The 21,028-nt window shown below is 61.1% G+C and carries 18 protein-coding genes; 9 read left to right on the top strand and 9 right to left on the bottom strand.

What is annotated here, in order from left to right:
• Positions 1–59 precede the first annotated feature (59 nt).
• From GGQ67_RS02115 to GGQ67_RS02085, 7 genes are all read left to right on the top strand, one after another.
• Positions 60–911 (top strand): glycine betaine ABC transporter substrate-binding protein, encoded by an 852-nt coding sequence (locus GGQ67_RS02115; protein WP_183898519.1) that lies wholly within the window; start codon positions 60–62, stop codon positions 909–911.
• A gap of 85 nt (positions 912–996) precedes the next feature.
• Positions 997–2,088 carry a quaternary amine ABC transporter ATP-binding protein gene (locus GGQ67_RS02110; protein WP_183898518.1) on the top strand — a complete coding sequence of 364 codons (1,092 nt, stop codon included), beginning with the start codon at positions 997–999 and terminating at the stop codon, positions 2,086–2,088.
• 22 nt (positions 2,089–2,110) lie between these two features.
• A complete protein-coding gene (locus GGQ67_RS02105) occupies positions 2,111–2,956 on the top strand; it encodes an ABC transporter permease (RefSeq protein ID WP_183898517.1) in 846 nt (281 codons plus the stop codon).
• Complete coding sequence (locus GGQ67_RS02100; RefSeq protein ID WP_183898516.1) at positions 2,956–3,813, top strand: ABC transporter permease; 858 nt, start codon at positions 2,956–2,958, stop codon at positions 3,811–3,813. Before GGQ67_RS02105 ends, GGQ67_RS02100 begins: the two co-directional genes overlap by 1 nt.
• An 8-nt stretch (positions 3,814–3,821) precedes the next feature.
• Entirely contained in the window at positions 3,822–4,820 is a 999-nt protein-coding gene (locus GGQ67_RS02095) for a 4-hydroxyproline epimerase (RefSeq protein ID WP_183898515.1), read from the top strand.
• 29 nt (positions 4,821–4,849) lie between these two features.
• Positions 4,850–5,860, top strand: coding sequence for a GlxA family transcriptional regulator (locus tag GGQ67_RS02090; protein ID WP_183898863.1), 1,011 nt, complete (start codon positions 4,850–4,852; stop codon positions 5,858–5,860).
• Positions 5,860–6,600, top strand: coding sequence for an MOSC domain-containing protein (locus GGQ67_RS02085; RefSeq protein WP_183898514.1), 741 nt, complete (start codon positions 5,860–5,862; stop codon positions 6,598–6,600). The genes GGQ67_RS02090 and GGQ67_RS02085 overlap by 1 nt, the downstream gene beginning before the upstream one ends.
• 24 nt (positions 6,601–6,624) lie before the next feature.
• Here the strand turns inward: GGQ67_RS02085 and GGQ67_RS02080 are convergent, their stop codons facing one another.
• Together GGQ67_RS02080 and GGQ67_RS02075 are read right to left on the bottom strand one after the other, a co-directional pair.
• Complete coding sequence (locus GGQ67_RS02080; RefSeq protein WP_183898513.1) at positions 6,625–7,716, bottom strand: FAD-binding oxidoreductase; 1,092 nt, start codon at positions 7,714–7,716, stop codon at positions 6,625–6,627.
• Positions 7,706–8,959 (bottom strand): aromatic ring-hydroxylating oxygenase subunit alpha, encoded by a 1,254-nt coding sequence (locus GGQ67_RS02075; RefSeq protein ID WP_183898512.1) that lies wholly within the window; start codon positions 8,957–8,959, stop codon positions 7,706–7,708. The genes GGQ67_RS02080 and GGQ67_RS02075 overlap by 11 nt, the downstream gene beginning before the upstream one ends.
• A gap of 106 nt (positions 8,960–9,065) precedes the next feature.
• Between GGQ67_RS02075 and GGQ67_RS02070 the strand changes: the two genes are divergently transcribed.
• Positions 9,066–9,953 (top strand): LysR substrate-binding domain-containing protein, encoded by an 888-nt coding sequence (locus GGQ67_RS02070; RefSeq protein WP_183898511.1) that lies wholly within the window; start codon positions 9,066–9,068, stop codon positions 9,951–9,953.
• Between the two features lie 315 nt (positions 9,954–10,268).
• On the opposite strand, the gene GGQ67_RS02065 is transcribed toward GGQ67_RS02070, so the two are convergent.
• The 3 genes from GGQ67_RS02065 to GGQ67_RS02055 all read right to left on the bottom strand — a co-directional run bounded on the left by GGQ67_RS02065 (position 10,269) and on the right by GGQ67_RS02055 (position 13,296).
• Entirely contained in the window at positions 10,269–11,294 is a 1,026-nt protein-coding gene (locus GGQ67_RS02065; protein ID WP_183898510.1) for a hydroxyacid dehydrogenase, read from the bottom strand.
• Positions 11,295–11,463: 169 nt separating this feature from the next.
• Complete coding sequence (locus GGQ67_RS02060) at positions 11,464–12,606, bottom strand: M24 family metallopeptidase (RefSeq protein ID WP_183898509.1); 1,143 nt, start codon at positions 12,604–12,606, stop codon at positions 11,464–11,466.
• 141 nt (positions 12,607–12,747) lie between these two features.
• Positions 12,748–13,296, bottom strand: coding sequence for a cupin domain-containing protein (locus GGQ67_RS02055; RefSeq protein WP_047504707.1), 549 nt, complete (start codon positions 13,294–13,296; stop codon positions 12,748–12,750).
• Positions 13,297–13,444: 148 nt separating this feature from the next.
• Here GGQ67_RS02055 and aptA point away from each other — a divergent pair, with 148 nt between their 5' ends.
• Positions 13,445–14,779, top strand: a complete 1,335-nt coding sequence (gene aptA / locus GGQ67_RS02050; protein WP_183898508.1) for an omega-aminotransferase AptA — start codon at positions 13,445–13,447, stop codon at positions 14,777–14,779.
• Between the two features lie 50 nt (positions 14,780–14,829).
• Here aptA and GGQ67_RS02045 read toward each other — a convergent pair whose 3' ends face one another.
• From GGQ67_RS02045 to GGQ67_RS02030, 4 genes are all read right to left on the bottom strand, one after another.
• Positions 14,830–17,127 (bottom strand): FdhF/YdeP family oxidoreductase, encoded by a 2,298-nt coding sequence (locus GGQ67_RS02045; protein ID WP_183898507.1) that lies wholly within the window; start codon positions 17,125–17,127, stop codon positions 14,830–14,832.
• 266 nt (positions 17,128–17,393) lie between these two features.
• Positions 17,394–18,308 (bottom strand): Hint domain-containing protein, encoded by a 915-nt coding sequence (locus GGQ67_RS02040; RefSeq protein ID WP_183898506.1) that lies wholly within the window; start codon positions 18,306–18,308, stop codon positions 17,394–17,396.
• Positions 18,309–18,896: 588 nt separating this feature from the next.
• Entirely contained in the window at positions 18,897–19,901 is a 1,005-nt protein-coding gene (locus GGQ67_RS02035) for a glycosyltransferase family 2 protein (RefSeq protein ID WP_183898505.1), read from the bottom strand.
• Positions 19,902–20,035: 134 nt separating this feature from the next.
• Entirely contained in the window at positions 20,036–20,965 is a 930-nt protein-coding gene (locus tag GGQ67_RS02030) for a glycosyltransferase family 2 protein (RefSeq protein ID WP_183898504.1), read from the bottom strand.
• Positions 20,966–21,028 lie beyond the last annotated feature (63 nt).

The raw sequence follows: 21,028 nt of genomic DNA, 5'->3' as shown, positions 1-21,028 counted from the left end.
AGGCCCGCGCCTGGCGCGACTTCAAGGAAAGTGGGAACAAAAAACTAGGAGTAAGAGCGATGAAGACGATGTGGAAGGCGCTGTGCGCCGCCGCCATGATTGGAATGAGCATGCTTCCGGCTCGTGCGGAAGAGAAGACCATCAATATGGGAACGTTGTCCTGGGAGGACCTGACCCCTATCACCGGCATCACCAAGAAGGTGCTTGAAGATGCCGGATATACCGTCAAGGTTACCGAATTCTCCGAATGGGGCATCGCTTACGCCGCTCTCGCGAAGGGCGATATCCAGGTTCTCGCGTCGCAGACCGATTACGTCGCGCAGGATTACTGGAACAAGAACAAGAACCGCCTTGAAAAGATCTCGCCTGTTTCGCACGGCCTTTACCAGGGCATCGCGGTGCCCAAGTACGTGCCGATCGACAGCCTCGAGCAGCTCAACGAAAACAGCGACAAGTTCAGCGGCAAGATCATCGGCATCGAGCCGGGATCGGGCCTGATGAAGGATGCGTCCAACGCCGTAAAGGACTATGGTATCAAGCTGCAACTGGTCGAGGGCAGCACGGCTGCCATGACCGCGGCGCTGAAGTCGGCCTACGACCGCAAGGAATGGATCGCGGTCACGATCTGGGAGCCGTCGTGGATGGTCCAGAAGTACGAAGTGAAATACCTCAAGGATCCGAAGGGCGTCTTCCCGCCGCCTCAGAGCTATTACTGGATCGGCCAGAAGGGCTTCTCCGCTGATAATCCCCGTGCTCGCGAAGCCATGGCCAGCGTCTACGTACCAATCGCCGACATCACCGCGATCAACGGCGCGGTCAAGGACGGCAAGACGATGGACCAGGCCGTGCAGGATTGGATCGGCGCCAATGCCGACCTGATCAAGCGTTGGGAAAACATCAAGAAGAACTGATCACGTGTGGGTCGCCCGATGGGAGTCGGGCGACCTCTACCAAAGCAACCAGAGAAGCCAGCGCAAGTGGCTCAAGGGGATCGCCATGAAAATTGAAACTGCTCAATCGAGCGAAATCCTGATCGACTGCCAGTCTCTCTGGAAGGTCTTCGGCGACAAGACGGGCGCCGCGATGCGATCGATTGCCGAACGTGGCATCGGCAAGAAGGAAGTGCTGCAGGAGTTCAACTGCGTTGTCGGCGTGAACAATGCGAGCCTGCAGGTTCGGCGCGGCGAGATCTTCTGTATCATGGGGCTTTCCGGCAGCGGAAAGTCGACGCTGATCCGCCTCTTGAACAAGCTCATCACACCAAGCGCCGGCAAGGTGCTGGTCAAGGGACGCGACGTCGCGGCTCTATCGCCGCCCGATCTGCGCGAAATGCGCGCGAAGAACATCGGCATGGTGTTTCAGAACGTGGCGCTCCTGCCGCACCGGACGGTGCTTGAAAACGCAGCCTTCGGTCTCGAGGTTCAGGGTATCTCGAAGATCGAACGCAACAATACGGCCAAGCAGGCTCTCGAAAAGGTCGGGCTGGCCGACTGGCTGGAGCGTTATCCCAGGGAATTGTCCGGCGGCATGCAGCAGCGCGTAGGACTTGCACGCGCACTGGCGTCCGACCCGGAAATCATTCTCATGGACGAGCCGTTCAGCGCGCTCGACCCGCTGATCAGAAGACAGCTGCAGGACGAGTTCCGCCAGCTGACGAAGCAGCTTGGCAAGTCCGCGGTATTCATCACGCATGATCTCGACGAAGCGATCCGCATCGGAGACCGCATCGCGATCATGAAGGACGGCGCGATCATCCAGACGGGCACGGCCGAGGACATCATTCTCAATCCAGCCGACGATTATGTGGCCGAGTTCGTGGCGGGCATTTCTCGCCTGCATCTGATCAAGGCGCATTCGGTGATGCACAGTGTCAGCGAATTCCAGAAGGTTCAGCCGAACTCGGATCTGTCGACGCTGGCCCGCACCACGCCGGACGCCGACATCGATGAGCTGATCTCGCTGACGATGCAATCGGATCGCGACGCGATCGCGGTGGTCGACAACGAACAGGTCGTCGGCATCGTCACCCCTCGCAGCCTGCTGATGGGCGTCAAGGGTTCTTCCAACAACGACCGCGCGGCGGCCTGACCTCTAGCTGGAGCTTCGTCAAATGGACACTTCAAGCTTTACGGATGCCTTCGACGAGTGGACGGATGCGAGCCTCGAATGGGTGAGCGAAAACGGTGAATCGCTTTTCGACTATGTTCGGCTGGTTCTCGAAGGCCTCTACAACGGCATCCTCTGGCTGCTGGAATCGCCGCCCTTCTACGTGGTCGCGGTGATCGTGGCGCTGGTCGGCTGGCGGCTCGTCAATCGCTGGTTCGCGGTTCTGAGCGGCGTGGCCCTCGTCCTCTGCTACGCGATGGGGCTATGGTCGGAGACCATGAGCACGCTAGCCCTGGTGTTGACCGCGACCGTGCTGGCGCTGGCGATCGGCATTCCGATCGGCATCGCGGCCGGTTTCTTCACCGCGCTCGACCGTTTCATGGAGCCGGGTCTGGATCTCATCCAGACACTTCCGCCATATATCTACCTGCTGCCGGCGATCGCCCTTCTCGGATACGGCCCGGCCACGGCCTTGATCGCCACGGTTGTCGTCGCCATCCCTCCCGCGATCCGCTTGACGTCGCTTGGTATCCGGATGACGCCGAAGGAATTCATTGAGTTGGGCGAGGCGATCGGCATGACGCCGGCCAAGATGTTCTTCAAGATCCGTCTTCCCTTCGCCCTGCCGAGCATCATGGCCGGGGTGAACCAGAGCCTGATGATGGCCTTCGGCATGGTCGTCATCGCCGGCATCGTCGGATCCGGTGGGCTGGGCGAGACGATTTACGGCTCGATCCGCACGCTCGACATCGCCACGTCGATCAACGGTGCGATTGCCATTGTCGTGCTGACCATGGTGCTCGATCGTATCACCCAGAGTGCGGCTCGTATCGGAGCGGGGAGGAAGTGATGCCTGAGTTGAACCTGCAGTTTTCCCCAGGCGCCTTCCTGGCTCCTGCCGTCGATTGGCTGAACACCAACCTGCATCCGCTCTTCGCGGCCATCGGCTACGTGGTGGAAGCCGTCCTCTCGGCGATCGAGGCCGTGCTGTTGTCGGTGCCGCCCTATGCGTTGATCGCGATCGTCGTCATCGCGGCGTTTGTCTTCGTCAGCCTCAGGGCGGCGATCCTTTCCGGGCTCTGCCTCGGCTTCTGCTTCCTCGTCGGACTTTGGACCGCATCGATGCAGACCATCGCACTCGTGACCGTCGCGGTGATGATCTCCATCGTGATCGCGTTCCCGATCGGTGTCATGTGCTCGCGGCACAAGACGCTCGAGGCGGTCGTCCGGCCGGTTCTCGACGTCATGCAGACCGTGCCGCCATGGGTCTACCTGATCCCTGCGGTCATGATCTTCAGTCTCGGACGCGTGCCGGCGATCATTGCGACGATCGTCTACGGTATCCCGCCGATGCTGCGTTTGACGACGCTGGCGTTCAACCAGGTGCCGCGCGAATTCATGGAGCTCGGAAGTGCCATTGGCGCCCACCCGCGTTCGGTGCTCTGGAAGATCGAGATCCCGCTGGCCAAGCAGACGCTGCTCGTGGGCCTCAACCAGTGCATCCTGCTGTCGCTGGCCATGGTGGTGCTAGCCGGCCTCGTCGGAGCGGGCGGGCTTGGCGCCGAGGTGACGCGTGGACTGACGCGAATGGAGATGGGACTGGGTCTGCGTGCCGGCCTCGCGATCGTGGCCGTCGCCCTTCTTCTCGACCGGCTGAGTCGAGGTCTGCTCGACCGACGCACGGTCGCTAGACCGATCATGGAGTGAGGCAGCCTATGAGACATTCGTTCTTTTGCATCGATGCGCATACGTGCGGAAATCCGGTGCGTCTCGTTGCCGGAGGCGGGCCAATGCTTCCGCATCGTCCCATGAGCGAACGGCGGGAAATCTTCGTTCGAGATCACGACTGGGTACGGCGAGCATTGATGTTCGAGCCCCGGGGACACGACGTCATGTCGGGCGCCATCATCTACCCTGCCTATCGCGACGACTGCGATTTCGCTGTGCTGTTCATCGAGGTGAGTGGCTGTCTGCCCATGTGTGGGGCCGGTACGGTCGGAGTCGTAACGGCTGCAATTGAAGAAGGCCTGATAACGCCTCGCACAGCCGGGACCGTGGCGATCGAAACGCCGGCTGGCAGAGTGGACGTCAGCTACACGATCAAGGACGGCTTCGTTGACGCTGTCAGATTGCACAATGTTCCAAGCTACCTTCACCAAAGCGACGTCGAGGTGGAGGTCCCGGATCTCGGCCTGCTCACCGTGGATATTGCCTATGGCGGCAATTTTTACGCCGTGATCGAGCCGCAGCGGAACTGGAAAGGCTTCGAGGGCATGACTGCTTCGCAGATCGTCGAGCATAGTCAAAGGCTTCGCGAGGCACTGGCCGGCATTTGTGATCCGGTCCACCCCGAAAATTCCCGGATCAGAGGAGTGCACCATGCCATCTGGTGTGACGTGCCGCTCAGCAACGGTGCCGACGGCCGCTCGGCCGTGTTTTATGGGGACAAGGCAATCGACAGATCTCCCGGAGGAACGGGCACATCCGCGCGCATGGCCCAGCTCCACGCAAAGGGGCGCCTGTCCGTCGGTGAGCACTACCGAAACGAGAGCCTGATCGGCACGATCTTTGATGGTCGCGTCGAGGGCACGGTCGAAATCGGCCCCTTTCAAGGTATGCTGCCCAGCATCGGCGCCTGGGCGCGCGTCATCGGCCACAACACGATTTATGTTGATGATCGCGATCCGCTCGCGCATGGTTTTCAGATCCGATGAGCGACAAAAGCACGCGAGAGATCGATGCGATGAAATCATGCCACCACGAAGAGAAAAACGGTCAAGACCAGAGCAGCCGGCTCAAGGTCGGCTTCGTCCTCGCGCGGTCGTTCACGCTGTCGGCCTTCGCGATGTTCGTCGATACGCTGCGTCTGGCGAGCGACGAGCAGGATCGGTCCGGACGGGTGCGGGCGGACTGGCAGGTGCTTGGTAGCACCCGTCATCTCATTGCGTCGAGTTGCGGCGTGCAGGTCGCGCCGACGTCGGATTTCGTCGATCCCAGCCGGTTCGACTACATCGTTGTCGTCGGCGGACTGCTCAACAGGGAAGAGCCTGTCGACCGCGAGACGGTGGCGTTTCTTAAGCTCGCCGATGCCAAGAAGATCCCGTTGCTGGGTGTCTGCACCGGCACGTTCATTCTCGCCGAGGCGGGGATGATGGCGAACCACGACGTCTGCGTCAGCTGGCTGCACGCAAAGGCCTTCAGGGATCGGTTCCCCGACCTGTCGGTCCGGTCGGACAGGATTTTCAATCTCGACAGACGTCGGGGCTCCTGCGCCGGAGGAAGCAGCGCCGCCGACATGGCAGCGGCTCTCGTGCGCCGTCATATCAGCCCCGAAGCGGAGCGGAACGCGCTCGAGGTGCTGCAGATCGAGAAGGCGCGCTCGCACCTGGAGGTCCAGCCACGACGGCCGCTCTACGAGGAATACAAGGATTCGCGGTTAAGAGCGGTGATGATCATGATGGAGCAGCATCTCGACGGCGATATGCCGATAGCGCAGCTCGCGGCATCCGTGGGGGTCACGCGGCGGCAGCTGGAGCGAATTTTCGAGAAGGAGGCGGGGATGTCGCCGGCGCGAGCCTATGCCAAGGTCCGCCTCGAGCGCGCCAAGGTGCTTCTCGCGCAGACGAAGTTGCCGATGATCGACATCGCGATGGACGTCGGCTTTCATACGGCCTCGCAGTTTACCCGCTCGTTCAAGCGCGAATTCGGGCAGACGCCATCGCGCGTGCGCTCAACCCTGATGGGCGTCGGCTGATGCGTCGTGTCGGAACCATCAGCGAGCTCTGGCGCTATCCGGTCAGCTCCGTCACCGGCGAGCAGGTCGAAGAGGTGGAAGTCTCGCACACCGGCATGATCGGGGACCGGCGATATGCCCTGGTCGATAGCTTGACCGGTATCGTCGCGCATCCGGAGCGGGACCAGCGTTGGCAAAAGGCGATTTTCATAAGGTCGAGAACCACGGCCACCGGCATCGAGATCCTGGTGCCGGAGCACGATTGGCAATCCGTCGATGATGCCAACCTTGCGAAAAGCATCAGCCAATTCCTCGGCTTCGAGGCCGACGTGCGACCCTACGAGCGTACGCTCGAGGCGAGCCGGCGCGATGCATTCGCGCTCGATCGGTATGACGTGTCGCCGCTGCATCTCCTAACAAGCGCTTCGGTGGATCATCTGAAGACACTGCACCCTGGCGGCAACCCTGACCGCCGTCGCTTCCGGCCCAACATCCTCATGCAGTCGGAGCCTGATATTTCGGGGTTCGCGGAGCTAGGCTGGATCGATGCCGGAATACGGCTGGGCGAGGTTGGCGGCAAGGTGATCGCTCCGACGAAGCGATGCGGCTTTACCATCATCGAACAGGAAGGCATTGCCAACGATCCCGAAATCTTGAGAAACGTCATGCGTTTCGGCAATCGCAACATGGGCGTTTATTGCGCTCCCGATGCTTCGGGAACCTTGCGAGTTGGAGACGGCGTCTTCCTGTCTGAGCAGTGACGCCGTTCATTCCATCATCGCTTCCTATCTGTCGACGACCAGATCGCTGAGCGGCTTCGAGCAGCACGGCAGGAACATGCCGGCATCGATCTCGCGCTGCCTGATGCCGCCATTGTGGTTCATCTCGACGGAACCGGAGACCAGCTTCGACTTGCATGTGCCGCAGACGCCGTTCGAGCAGGAGGATGGCAGGCGAACGCCCGCCTTTTTCGCCGACGACAGCACCGTTTGCTCGCCTTTGACTTCGATCTTGCGGTTCTGCTTCTGGAACTCGACCTGCCACACCCTGGCCGCCGCGGCCTCCTCGATTGGGAGCCCGGGCTCATCGATCACCGCCGCATCGAAGCTTTCCTCGATATAGCTTCCGTCTGGAACGCCAAGCTGCGAGGAGATCGAGCGGGCCGCCGCCATGAACGGCGCCGGGCCGCAGCACATGACGGTTCGATCCGCGATGTCGGGTACCGCCAGCTTCATGAATTCAGGCGTGATCCGCCCGGTAAGGCCGGGCCATGAAGGCTCGCCGATGACCGTCTCGGGAAGGAAATGCAGACGCAGTCCCTTCATGCGCGAGGCCAGACAGTTCAGCTCGTCGCGGAAGATCAGGTCGAGTGGTGTACGCGCCGCGTGCATGAAGACGATGTCGGCCGGTTCGTAGCGGTCGGCGAGGTCGCGCAGGATAGACATCACAGGCGTGATCCCCGAGCCGCCGGACAGGAGCAGCAGCTTGACAGGACCGCCGCGCGGACGAACGAAGTGCCCCAGGGGACCTTGGGCCTTTATGGTCGCGCCCTTGGCGAGGTTGTCGTGCAGCCAGTTCGAGACCCGGCCGTTCACCACAAGCTTGACCGTGACCGTGAAGGTCGTCGATCGATGCGGCGACGAGGAGATGCTGTAGCACCGCGCTTCGGGGTCGTCGCCCACCGGGAAGTCGAAGAGGAAATACTGGCCACTTTCGAAATCAAACCGCTTGCCATCGGGTGATGCGAAGGTGAAGCTCTTCACATCGGCGGTTTCCTGATGGATGTCGATGCAGACGAGCGTGTCGTCAAGCTCCGGGTCCCACACGTTGTTGCCAGCGGCTCCGCCGCTCGGCCTGGTCACCAGATCAATATCCATTTGCGCGCATCCGATCGATGTACCAGGTCGCGAACTTGTCGAGATTGGTTTCAGAGAAGCGGGAATAGGGCCCCGGGCGATAGGCGGGATCGAGCGCGCCGGCGTGAGAGCGCGCCACCAGATCGGCATCCTGATCGGTGGTAGCGATCCAAACGTCGGTCAGCTTGTCGAAGTCGTAGTCGACACCTTCGACCGCATCCTTGTGAACAAGCCATTTGGTTCTAACGAGAGTCCGTCCAGCCGAGAGCGGGATGACGATCGCGATCACCGCATGGTCGCCCATGAAGTGGTTCCAGGAATTGTGCCCCCACAGATGCGTGTCGCCGAGATCCTTCCTGGTCATATGGCCGAGAAGTTTCGACGAGGCGGCCGTGGCGTCATGCGTCTGGGATTCGCCGGCGCCCGAGATGATCAGGCGCTGTGTCCTGAAATTGGTCGCGCAGTCGGTCAGTTGCTCGACCGCTGCGGAAGGGAAGCCGTCGGCCTCCCATGCCTTCGTCCGCTCGTCGTACAGCCGGAAGTGTTCCTCGGCCTGCTGGCGATCGTCGGGGCTCAGCGTTTCCGGATCGAAGCCGAAGTCGAGGTCGACGAAGGAAACGCAAAGCTCCGGATGGTTCGCCGAGCAATGATAGCACTCGCGATTGTTTTCCATCGTCAGCTTCCAGTTGCCGTCTTCGATAACGTCGGTCTGGTGCGCGATCCTTGCATTGCGGATATCGTAGGGCGCCAGACGTTCGATCATCGTCCGTTCGAGAACGTCGATATCCTCGGGCGGGGTGTCGGAAAGGCAGACATAGATCAGTCCGCCGATCGACCTGAAATTGACCCGCTTCAAGCCATGACAGTCCTTGTCGAAGTCCTTGCCCATGTGCGGCGCATAGCTGAGCTCGCCTGTCAGCTCATAGGTCCAGGTGTGATAGGGACAGACGAGCTTCGAGATGATAGTGCTGCCGGCGTCGAGCAGACGGGAACCACGATGGCGGCAGACATTGTGCAGCACGCGGATATCACCCTCGTCGTCGCGCAGCAGAATGAGGCTGGTCTTGCCGATATCGACCACCGTCGCATCGCCGGGTTCCGGAACGTCGCAGTCGAGGCCGACGCAGATCCAGTGCTTGTGAAAGAAGACGTCGATATCCGCCTCGAAGACATCGTCGCGCGTATAAAGCCCGGCAGGCAGCGAGTGGCCGTTGGTGCGCGCGTCAAGCAATGACGAGATGGACGATGCAAGCTTGTTTAGCATGAGATCCCCTGATGTTTGTTTGAGTGAAGATTGCGCTTGTATGCCTTGGTTCTCAACGGCATTAATTCTCACGCTGGCATAACAAAATGTAATGCAGAGGTCGGATATGCAGTTTCGCAGGCGTCTGCCGTCCTTGACGGCGCTCATCATGCTCGAGGCGGTGCTGCGCCGCAAAAGCTTCACGGCCGCGGCCGGCGAGCTTGGGGTAACCCAGGCGGCCGTCAGCAGGCAGATTGCCTTGCTCGAGGATGAGCTCGGCGTGCCGATGTTCATTCGCAAGCATCGCGCGATCGAGCCCACGGCCGCCTGCGAGGCCTTGGGCGCGTCGCTGGCGCAGAGCTTCGTGAACATCGTGGAGACGATCGATGCCATCAAGCAATCGGCGAAGGACGTGGTGACCATTGGCGCCACGGTCGCGTTCTCGTCGTTCTGGCTGCTGCCGCGTCTGGCCGACTTCCGATCGCAAAATCCGGGAATTCAGATCCGTGTCGTCTCCCAGGACAACCGGATCAACCTGGATGACGGGGATATCGACATCGCCATTCGCTACGGCGTCCCTCCGTTCAGCGACGGCGTGGCGATCGCGTCGCGCGATGATGAACTCATGCTCGTATGCTCGCCCGAATATCTGAAGCGACGCGGCCCGGGGCCGCTGGCTGCCACCGACGAGCTGATCGAAACGGATGTCGAGGACCGGTCATGGCTTTCGTGGAGCCATTGGCTTTCAAATTCGGACCTCCGCTTCGAGATAAGGCCGTCCCTGCGGTTCAATCACTACACAGAAACCATTTTCGCGGCCCGAGGGGGGCAGGGACTGGCGCTTGGCTGGGGACTTCTGGTGCAGACGTTCCTCGACGATGGAACGCTGGTTCCCTTCGACGAGACGAGGCTGCCGTCCGGCGCTCGCTATAACGTCGTGTTGCCGACCAAGTCGCGGAGAACATTGGCGATCGACAGAGCGATGGCCTGGCTGACCGCGGCGCTGCATGCTTAGATCTCGGCCGTTCCTTGGAGCGCAACGGCCTCGCCGATTGGGCTCGCAGCCGCGCGCCAAGCGCATGACGCATGGCTGCCCTGCGCAAACCTGCCTACCGTTTAGGCGCGGGCGTGTGTATAGAATTCTCCATCGAAGCGATGCATCCTCCTCCCGCAGCGCTTCGAGTTTGCAAGAGCCTCACTCCTCCTCCGAGAGGCGCTTGCGCGAACAGTGGCACTCCTCCTCCCAGCTGCTGTTCATCTATTTTAAGAAGCCTGCCGCACCTCCTCCCGCGGCAGGCTTTTTTCTTTTCAGCCTTATCGCGACCGCGTCTCAGGAAACCGCCACCGGCTTCGAGCGCAAACGGCTTGCCGTTGCCGGGTCGGCGCGCCGGCAAAGCTGCGGCGGCAGGCCTTTCATGATCAGTTCGGCATCGGCCACGGCCATCGTTCCGAGTTCATAGAAGGCGTCGCGCGTGCCGCCGGTGCGATGCGCCGATAGCAGCAGGCCCGGCAATCCACGCACAGGATCGTCGCCGGCGACAGGCTCTTCTGGAAAGACGTCGGTCGCGGCGATGATATGGCCGGATTTCACCGTCTCCAGCATCGCGGGAAAGTCGACCACCGCCGCGCGGCTCATCAAGAGAAAGGCCGCGCCCGGCTTCATCAACCGGAACTCGCGACGGCCGATGAAACCCTCGTTCTCGCTGGTCACGCTGGCGAAGACGAACACGACCTGGCTCTCGCTCAAGGTCTCGTCCAGACCGCAAGGAATGCAGTCCAGCCGCTCGATGATCTCGTTGGGCAGCCACGGGTCGAATACCCGCACCGTGTTCTTGAACGGACGAATGAGATCGCGCAGTTGCCTGCCGAGGTCGCCGAACCCGACGATCCCGACCGGCGCGCCGGCGAAGCGGAACACGCCGTCGTTGCCGGCCAGTCCATAGTGTTCGGTGCCGGCCCGGAAATCGCGATCGGCCCGGGTGATGCCGCGGGCAAGATCAAGCGCCATGCCGAGCGCTGCCTCGGCCACTGGCGATGCGAATGCCGATGCCGGCGTGATCACCCAGATGCCGCGTTCGACGCAGGCCTGATAGTCGATGTTGGGCATGAAGTTGGATTCGACATTGATGATCGCCTTCAGCTTCGGCGCCCGGTCCAATCTCTCGCGCGGCATGTCTGTCTGCCCGAAGATCAGGACCGTCTCGGGAAGCAATGCATCGACCTGCTCCGCTGGCATTTGACGATCTTCGGAAATTACCAATTTGCCGAGATTCTCCAGCCGGCGGCGAATATCCGGCTTCATGATCAGATCGAGCGTTCGTGGCAAGGGGTCCACCAGAACAATATTGCGGCTCATCACGTCATCCTCCATTCCCTGGAAGAAGACTTATCAGCAAATGCCGCTTGTAACAGGGGGGCTGTCGGGCCCGTCGCCATAAAATGACGGGAGGCCAATGCCTGGGCAGCGGCCTCTCGTTTCCATCTTGCCGGGCGCCCGACAGCTCAGGCAGGCGATGCCAAGCAGGTCACGCAAACGGTTCGGTCGGGCCCTTGGCCGGTTGCGTGAACCATGTCGCACCGGTCTCGGTCATATGGATATGGTCTTCCAGACGGATTCCGTAGCGCCCGGGGAAAACGACCATCGGCTCGTTCGAGAAGCACATGCCGGGTTCAAGCGCCGTCCGGTTGCCGCGAACGATGTAGGGCTCTTCGTGGATTTCCAGGCCGAGACCATGGCCGGCTCTGTGCGGCAGGCCGGGTAGTGCGTAGTCCGGTCCAAGCCCGTGGCGAACCATGACCGCGCGCGCCGCGTCATCGAGGCTGGAGCAGGCGGCGCCGAGCCTGGCCGCGTCGAAGACGGCCTGCTGCGCCTCGCGCTCGATGGCCCAGGCCCGCGCGAAGTCCGCATCGGGCTCGTCCAGAACATAGGTGCGCGTCAGATCGGAATGATAACCGTCGATACGGCATCCGGTATCGACGAGAATGACATCGCCGGCCGCGTAGGTCTGCTCGCCGTCGGCGCCATGCGGCAGCGATGTCGCTTGCCCGAAGGAGACGATGCAGAAACTCGACCCACCCGCCGCACCGAGCGCGCGGTGCTGTTCATCGATATAACGCACGACATCGGATGCCAGGACGCCGGGCTTGATATAGGCATGCGCGCGACGGTGGACTTCAAGCGTCAGGTTCATCGCGTATTGGATGATGCCGATCTCGGCCGTGGATTTGCGCAGCCGGATGTCGCGGACCAGGCGCGCGCCGTCGACAAGGCGTTCCGCGCCGAGCGCCTCGGCAAGCGCGTGATAGACGAACAGCGGCAGGGCGTCGTCGAGCGCCACGCGATCCTTCGCCGACAGGAGACCGGCCACCGTCTCCGCGCTGTTTTCGTCTTCCTCCCATGTGACGATGGCGCCTTCGAGTTTCGGCAGGCTGTCGACGCGGCTGCGTTCGAAGCCCGGCACCACGTAGAAGAGGTCGTCCTGCGTGATCAGCGCGCCGACGAGCCGCTCGCTCTGGTGCCAGACAAGGCCGGTGAAATAGCGCAGGCTCTCCGTCGAGCCGAGCAGGACGGCGTTCACGCCTGCGGCGCCCATTCGGCGGCGCAGCGTCGAAAGCCGCTGGCGGCGTTCCGTTTCGGAAATCGGGGCGGGGCGGGGTGTGGCCGGCATGGCTATTCCTCTTGATATCGATCCGCTGGTCTGCCGGCGCACGCGCCGTCGGATCAGCAAATCAAGTCGCGGCTTGATCGCGCGCAGCTAGTCCTCCTCGCGGTGCCAAGTCAACCGGCTGTCGATGCGTTTGGCGCGGTCTCAGAATGTCGGTGGCGTGCAGGCACTGATCACCTCGCAGGGGACAGGTCCGACGCAGCGAAAGCGATGTGGCCGCCTGCTCTCGAAGTAATAGGCATCGCCGGGGCCAAGGATGCGGCGCTCGTCCTCGACGGTCACTTCCATGCGGCCCGAAAGCACGATTCCGCCTTCCTCGCCTTCATGCACGAGCATGACCTTTCCGGTGTCGGCGCCCGGCTGATAGCACTCCTTGAGGATCTGCAGCTGCCGGCCGAACAGGCTCTCGCCGATCTGCCGATAGGAAATCGGCCCCTTGCCGATCTCGACCAGCTCCTCGGCGGCGTAAAACGCCTTGCGCGACTTTTGCGGTTCGAAGGCGAAGAACTCGGCCAGCCCGATGGGGATTCCATCGAGAATCCGCTTCAGGGCGCCCACGGACGGGTTGGACGAATTGGATTCGATCAGCGAAATGGTGGAGTTGGTAACGCCCGCCCGCTTCGCCAGTTCGCGTTGCGAAAGATTGTGAAGCATGCGCAAATGGCGCAGGCGCTGGCCGATATCGACGGACATGGTGTTTCCCAGGTTTCGAGTGTTTGAAATGTAACAACATTCGACTTTGAGTGCCATGATTTTCAATGGGTTGACAGCATCTAGAAAAGGGCTTGTTCGAATATACGAATTGGCCGATCAGTTATCATCACCATTCGGGAGAGACTTCATGGACCAGATCAGCAAAGCAAACAGCCCGTCGCTCGATAATTTCTGGATGCCGTTCACGGCCAACCGCCAGTTCAAGGCAGCGCCGCGCCTGCTGGCCTCGGCGCAAGGCACGTACTACACCGATGTCGACGGCAACAAGGTGCTTGATGGTACCGCCGGCCTGTGGTGCGTGAACGCCGGCCACGGCCGCAAGCGGATCGCCGAGGCGGTCGAGCGTCAGCTCACCACCATGGATTTCGCTCCGACCTTCCAGATGGGCCATCCGATTGCTTTTGATTTCGCCGAGCGGCTGGCCAAGGTTGCCCCCGGCGGCCCCGGCGCGCAGCTCGACCGCGTGTTCTTCACCGGCTCCGGTTCCGAATCCGTCGATACCGCGCTGAAGATCGCCATCGCCTACCAGCGCGCCATCGGACAGGGCACGCGCACCCGCATCATTGGCCGCGAGAAGGGCTATCATGGCGTCGGCTTCGGCGGCATCTCCGTCGGCGGTCTCGTTAACAACCGACGCGTCTTCCCGCAGATCCCGGCCGATCACATGCGTCATACGCTCGACGTCGACCGCAACGCCTTCAGCAAGGGCCTGCCGGCCCATGGCATCGAGCTTGCCGAAGATCTGGAAAGACTGGTCGGCCTGCATGGCGCCGAAACCATCGCGGCTGTGATCGTCGAGCCGATGTCCGGCTCCGCCGGCGTGGTGCTGCCGCCCAAGGGTTATCTCGAGCGTCTGCGCGCGATCGCCGACAAATGCGGCATCCTGCTGATCTTCGATGAAGTCATCACCGGCTTCGGACGTCTCGGCACACCATTCGCGACCGATTATTTCGGCGTCGTGCCCGATCTCGTGACGACGGCGAAGGGCCTGACGAACGGCGCGATCCCCATGGGCGCGGTGTTCGCAAGCCGCAAAGTCTATGACGCTATGATGACCGGCCCTGAGAACGCCATCGAACTCTTCCACGGCTACACCTACTCCGGCCACCCGGTTGCCAGCGCCGCCGGCATCGCTACGCTCGAGATTTACGAGGAAGAGGGCCTGCTGACGCGCGGCGCCGGGCTTGCGGAAACCTGGCAGGAGGCGCTTCACTCGCTAAAGGGCCTGTCGAATGTGGTCGACATCCGCAACCTCGGTCTCGTCGGCGCCATCGAGCTCTCGTCGCGTGACGGTGCTGTCGGCGCCCGCGCCTATGACGTGTTTGTCGATTGCTTCAAGAAGGGTCTGCTGATCCGCGTGACCGGCGACACCATCGCGCTTTCGCCGCCGCTGATCATCGAGAAGGATCAGATCGGCACCATCGTCTCGATCATCGGCGATGCGCTGAAGCGCGCAGCCTGATCAATTCGTTACGGGCCTCGTTTAGGCGAGGCCCGGAACATGAATCGTGCCTACCGCGCGGTCGCGCCCGTGACCGTCACTGGTACGCCTTTGTAGGCAGGTGTGCCCGAGATGCGGTCGTAGGCGGAGAGCGCGATCAGCGAATTCATCTCAGGGTAATAGCCGGCGATCGATCCCCTTGGAATATTGTACTCGATCACGGTCAGGCCGCGTGCGCTGCGCGACCGGCCATCAGCCGCCGGCAGGGATTCGACATCGATGATATCGCCGTCCGACAATCCCCGTTTCGCCAGGTCATCCTTGTTCATGAAAATGACGTCGCGGCGGCCGAAAACGCCGCGATAGCGATCATCCATGCCGTAGATCGTCGTGTTGTACTGGTCGTGGCTGCGCAGCGTCGTCAGGAGGAGCGCGTCGGGATTCTTTACCAGAGGGTCCTCGTGGAGGCCTCGGCCGATGAGGAAGTTCGCCTTGCCGCTTTCCGTCTTCCAGCGGCGATCGGAGGCCGGCACGTCCAGCCGGAAGCCACCACGCACCCGCACACGTTTGTTGAAGTCGAAGAAATCGGGAAAGACGATTTCGATTTTGTCGCGAATCCTGTCGTAATCGGCGACCATGCCATCCCAATCGATGCCGTAGCGATCTCCGAGCGTCGCCTTGGCGATGCCGGCAACGATGGCGGGCTCGGATTTCAGCATCGGCCCCGGCGGGTTCAGGAAGCCGCGCGAGGCATGCACCATCGACATGGAGTCCTCGACGGTTACCGATTGCGGGCCCGTCGCCTGGGTGTCGAGATCGGTGCGGCCGAGACATGGAAGAACGATCGAGGTCTTGGCGATCAAGAGATGCGAGCGGTTGAGCTTGGTGGTGATGTGCACCGCGAGGTCCAGCTTGCGCATAGCCTCGAACGTGACCTCGGTGTCGGACATGGCAACCGCCAGATTGCCGCCGAGGCAGATCAGCGCCTTGGACGCGCCCTCCATCATCGCTTCGACGGATTCGATCGCGTTGTGTCCCTTCAAGTCGGTTGGGCGGAAGCCGAAGGCTCGCTCCATCCCGTCGATCAGTGCCTTGTTGGGGATCTCGGTGATGCCGACCGTCCGGTCGCCCTGGACGTTGGAATGACCACGCAGCGGGCAGATGCCGGCGCCCGGGCGCCCGATATTGCCGCGCAACATCAAGAGATTGGCAAGCTGTTGCACATTGCCCGTACCATTGCTGTGCTGGGTGATGCCCATGCCGTAGCAAAGGATGACGCTCTTTGCCTTCACATAGACTTCGGCGGCGCTTTTGAGCGCTTCCCGGGTCAGGCCGGATACGGTGACAATGCTATCCCAACCGGTGTTGTCGATATCCTCGCGCAGCGCCTCGAGGCCGGTCGTGTGCTCGGCGATGAAGGCGCGGTCGAGAACACCAGGACCGCCGGCTGCGAGATCGGCGTCATCGATTGCGAACACACTCTTCATCAGGCCCTTGAGCGCGGCGAGATCGCCGCCGGTGCGGACCTGATGATAGGCCGAGGCGATCCGCGTCGATGACAGCGTCGCCATCTCGACCGGGTCCTGCGGCGAGGCGAATTTCTCGAGCGCGCGCTCCTTCAGCGGATTGAAGACGATGATCGGCACGCCGCGCCGCGAGGCCTCGTGCAGCGTCGCCATCATGCGCGGATGGTTGGTGCCCGGATTGTGACCGAAGCTGAAGATCGCATCCGTGTGGTCGAAATCGTCGAGCGTGACCGTACCCTTGCCGACGCCGATAGACTTCGGCAAGCCGACGCTCGTTGCCTCATGGCACATGTTCGAGCAGTCGGGAAAATTGTTGGTGCCATAGGCACGCACCAGAAGCTGATAGAGAAAGGCGGCCTCGTTGGACGCGCGTCCGGATGTATAGAACTCGGCCTGATGCGGATCCTCCAGCCGATTGAGTTCGGCGCCGATCCGCGCGAAGGCAACGTCCCATTCGATCACCTCATAGCGATCGGTCTCGGCGTTGTAGATCATCGGATGCGTCAGGCGGCCCTCGTCCTCGAGAGCATGGTCGGTCCATTCCCATAATTCCGACACCGTATGCGCCGCGAAGAAGCTGGGATCGACACGCTTTGCCGTCGATTCCCAGGTGATGGCCTTGGCGCCATTCTCGCAGAACTCGAAGGATGACGTATGCTTGGGATCAGGCCACGCACAACCTGGGCAGTCGAAGCCTTCGGGCTTATTGGCTTTCAGAAGCGTAGCCGTCCCCTGGGCGACGACCTGCTGGTGCGCGAGCGTCTTTGCGACAGCACGCAAGGCGCCCCATCCGCCGGCCGGTGCGTCGTATTTCTCAATTCCCTCGGGCCGCTTCTTCGCCATGCTCATGCACTCCACACTTGGTCCAGCCAGTATGACATCCGTCGATGCCGCACTGCACTATACCCAAGCACGGGATGTTGCCATAGCTCTATAAGCGCTGCCTGACGCCGCTGGATGCGTCTTGCCGATCGCGGTGGACATGAAAATACCGGCAAAAGCGGCCAGACGCCGCTGGCCCTGCTGATATGAGGCGGTGGAGAATATGTGGCCAAATGAAAACGGATTGGCGCGTGTCCGCGCCAATCCGCGATGGAGAGCCCGAATTATCAGCCGACCAGTTCGCCGACGCGGCTTGATATGCGCCGCGAGACATCCTTGAACGGATCACGCATCGGAATGATCGGCGAGACGCCGAGCAGTAGCAGAGCCTTCAGATGCTGCCGTCCGCTCTCTTCGCCGACCACGGGCGCGTATGGCGCCATAGTGGGCCGGCGCTCGACCGGGTAAAGCTTTTCAAATTCGACGAAATTGTCGAAGTTCTCGTAGTCGCTGCCGCGAAGCTGGAATGTCTCGACCGGCGTGCCATCGGCGATCACCACGTCGTGGCTGTCGAGCAGGACGTTGTAGTATTCGATCGTTTCCCTGCCGTCAGGCAAGGCCGCTACGATCGAGCTGCCGTTGACCAGATCCTTCGCCCGGACGAGAGCGCCATCGACATAAAGCGCGTGGCCGGCCGAGATATAGAGATCCTGGCTCGGCATGCCGTCATCCAGAGCATCCTTCGAGATGCGGACCGGCATGACGGACGGATGCCAGGCTTCGACGTTCCTGCGAAATGTCTGGCGGCCGATCCAGCGAATTGGCTTGGCTTCGCCGGAGATCGTTTCGACGAGATCGCCGAGGCGCAGGTCTTCGATCGCAACACATCCATTCGGCGTCGCAATCAGCGTTCCACGCAGCAGGCACTTGGCTCCGCCGCTGCCGCCGCCAGTTGAGCTCCCTCCACCGGAGCCGCCACCACCGCCAACGCCGCCGCCGCTTCCGCCGCCACCGCCACCGCCACTGCCACCGCGACCGCCGCGGCCGCCCCAGTTGCGTCCCATCGCTTTTGCCGGCGAAGAGGCGATCGCCATCGTCGCTACGGCAATTCCGGCAACTCTTGCGCCGGTGGCTGCCGCAAAGCCGAGAAAGTGTCGGCGTGCACGGTTAGAGGGTGTTTCTTCCGGGTCCATCGGTGACATATTGCTCTCCGTCTTTTGGGTTACACCTATCTATTCTTGATTGCTGTCAGCCATCCTACACCAACTTCATCCGCGATAAACTCAGCCGAATAGGTTCACAGCTACTCAAATAGCGGTAGATAAAATGTGGCATCGAAGGTTGCGCGAATCCTGGTAATTGGACAACCTATGAGAGCTATATTTGAAAGAAAGGCGCTCCCGCGCCGGACGCCTATCTGTCGCCGATCTGGCAGGGTTGGAAGACTGGCCGCCAGATGCGGTCGCGTGATGCGGCTGGCCCTGGCTGGCGGTGACGCAGCCAACGTGTGGACGGCAGGACTGCTGTCGCCAAGGTGAGATCGCGTCCAGGCAACCAGCGGCAGAGCTGCAACACGCCCTGTCTTGCCCAATCCGTTAGGAGCTCGCTTTGTTGCTGCGCTCCGAGGGCATATAGGCCTCGGGGTTGGCCGCGCCTTGATATAGTGGGCGATGGACCGGGGGGCGGAACCATGAAGCTCACCAGGGCAAGCCGCCGACCTTGACGACGTGGCCGTGACTGGAGCGCGCCGGATCGTGATACCGGCGGATGGTTCACTCCTATCCGCGTCGTCATTGACGCGGATAGACGCTCCTGCATGCCGACGCGATCGATCGAACCTGCCTCCATCGACCCTGCCCGAGTGCCGTCCTCAACAGAAGACGAAGCCCCGGCATTGAGAAGCGAGCGCCTGGGTCGAATTGCTGCGCCAGCCTCTTCAACTCGAACGAAACGTTCGGTTCATCTTCGTTGAACGCCATGCAGGCCTGCTTCATCGAATCTTTCGCCAGGTCTTTCATCGCCATTCGCCGGAGCAACGGCACGTCCTGACCATGCCGCCCTGCTTCCTGCAGGAAAAGCTCAAAGGCAGCCAGTCGTTGCTTGACGTCAGGCAACCTCGCCGATGCGTAAGTTTTCGACATGTTCTGTGCGTGCACTCTGTAAACCGCCTGCGGCTCGTAGACGAAACCCACGGGCCCCGCAGCCGCCAGTAGCAGCCACATCGCGAGGTCGCCGGCGTGCGGCAGGTCATGATTATATCCGCCAGCCTGTTTCTGTGCGCTGGTCCTGACGACAGCGCTTGGGGTCGGGACGATATTCCTTCCTCCCAGCACTTCCACAAAATCGCGGCAGGACAGGACCGTTTCGCGAGCGCCTCGGCTTTTGCCAAGCGGTTCGCTCAGGACACGAATTCCCTCATCATTCTGCAGCATCGCGTTGCCGAACACAAAACTCAAATCAGGTCGATCCGCCATCATCCGTGCGACGCGCTGCAGAGCTCCGGGCAGTAAGGCATCATCAGCCGACAGGAGAAGAAACAGGTCGGAACTCGCCCACTCGATGCCCTCATTGTAGGTTGAAATATGTCCCTTGTTGCTGGCATGGCGACGGAATTCGACGCATGGATGCAGCGCGGCCAATTCCTCGCCAACCTCCTGCGTGTTGTCCGGGGAACAGTCGTCTATGATCAGCACGCGAACATCGACACCGGCCTGCGATACGACGCTTTTAACAGCCTCGGTAAGAAATCTTGCATAATTGTAGCACGGTATGACGACATCGACCGAAGTTCTCATCCAAATCCCCACATGCAGAAGCAGCGTTCATTCGCGAATATTATGCAAATTTAAAATCAAATCTACTGCTTCAATTTGGACATTATACTTTATGATACTTTCAGTATAAGCATATACACGTGCGTACCTATTCGTTAGGCAGGCTGCAGCCGCTTGATTGCGCCGGGACGCAACATTCGATGAACCTTCTTCATGCCGGAGGAAATCACCAGTCCTGCGCTGAACGGATGATCCAGAACACTCGCTATCAGGAAGCGGTTTGCCGATCGTCTTTTGCCAAGTTTGAACAGGTGTCTGCTCAGTCCCAAAAGCAGGAGCGCTCTTTGATATCTCAGGCTCTTGAGCGTCAGCCTATTCTTGCGAAGGATACGCAGTTGCCCTATCGCCTCCCGGCGTGCGTTTCTGGAGATGCTATCCGAAGAAATAAAGCCAAGCACCACCGGCTCGATATCCTCGTGAATTGTCGTTTGTTGAGCCAGCCTTATCGCGAACTCCCAATCTTCGTTCGCTCGCGCACAGAGATCGAACCAATCGGTGCCGGAAAAGCACCCCCGGCGAAACAGGGCGTTCTGAACACTCAGTCTGTTTTCTGTCAGAAGTCTCACCACCTGGTTTTCGTCGCTTCGAAGCCGGCTCTCGGGGGGCGGCGCGTATGCGACCTTCGCAGCCCCGAAATTGAAATGGGAATCTCTCCCGTAGATAATCTTTGCGCCGGTCACGACACCGACATGCGCCGGAAGACTTGAAAGAAGCTCCACCTGCTTTGCGAGCTTTTGCGGAAGCCAGATGTCGTCGCTGTCCTGAAACGCAATGTAGTCGCCCTTGGCGTGAGCAAGACCGGTGTTTCGAGCAGCCCCGGCGCCGCCGTTCCGGGGACGACGAACATAGCGCACCCGATGATCGCCGATGCTGCTCACGACGGCTTCGATATCCTCCGAAGACGCGTCATCGACAACGATCAGTTCAAGATCCGAATAGGACTGCATCAATACGCTATTCATCGCGGCTGCAAGACTGTGGCTTCGATTGTAGGTCGGAAGTATGACTGAGACAGTGGCTGACATGAAACTCCTCCGGACACCTATAACGTCGCAAGCACGTACTTGGCTGCGCGGCACTGGAATTCG

The sequence above is a fragment of the Rhizobium metallidurans genome (assembly GCF_014196505.1).
GTDB lineage: Bacteria > Pseudomonadota > Alphaproteobacteria > Rhizobiales > Rhizobiaceae > Rhizobium > Rhizobium metallidurans.
Note: the sequence above shows the minus strand (reverse complement) of the source record. Positions and strands in the feature narration are given on the sequence as shown.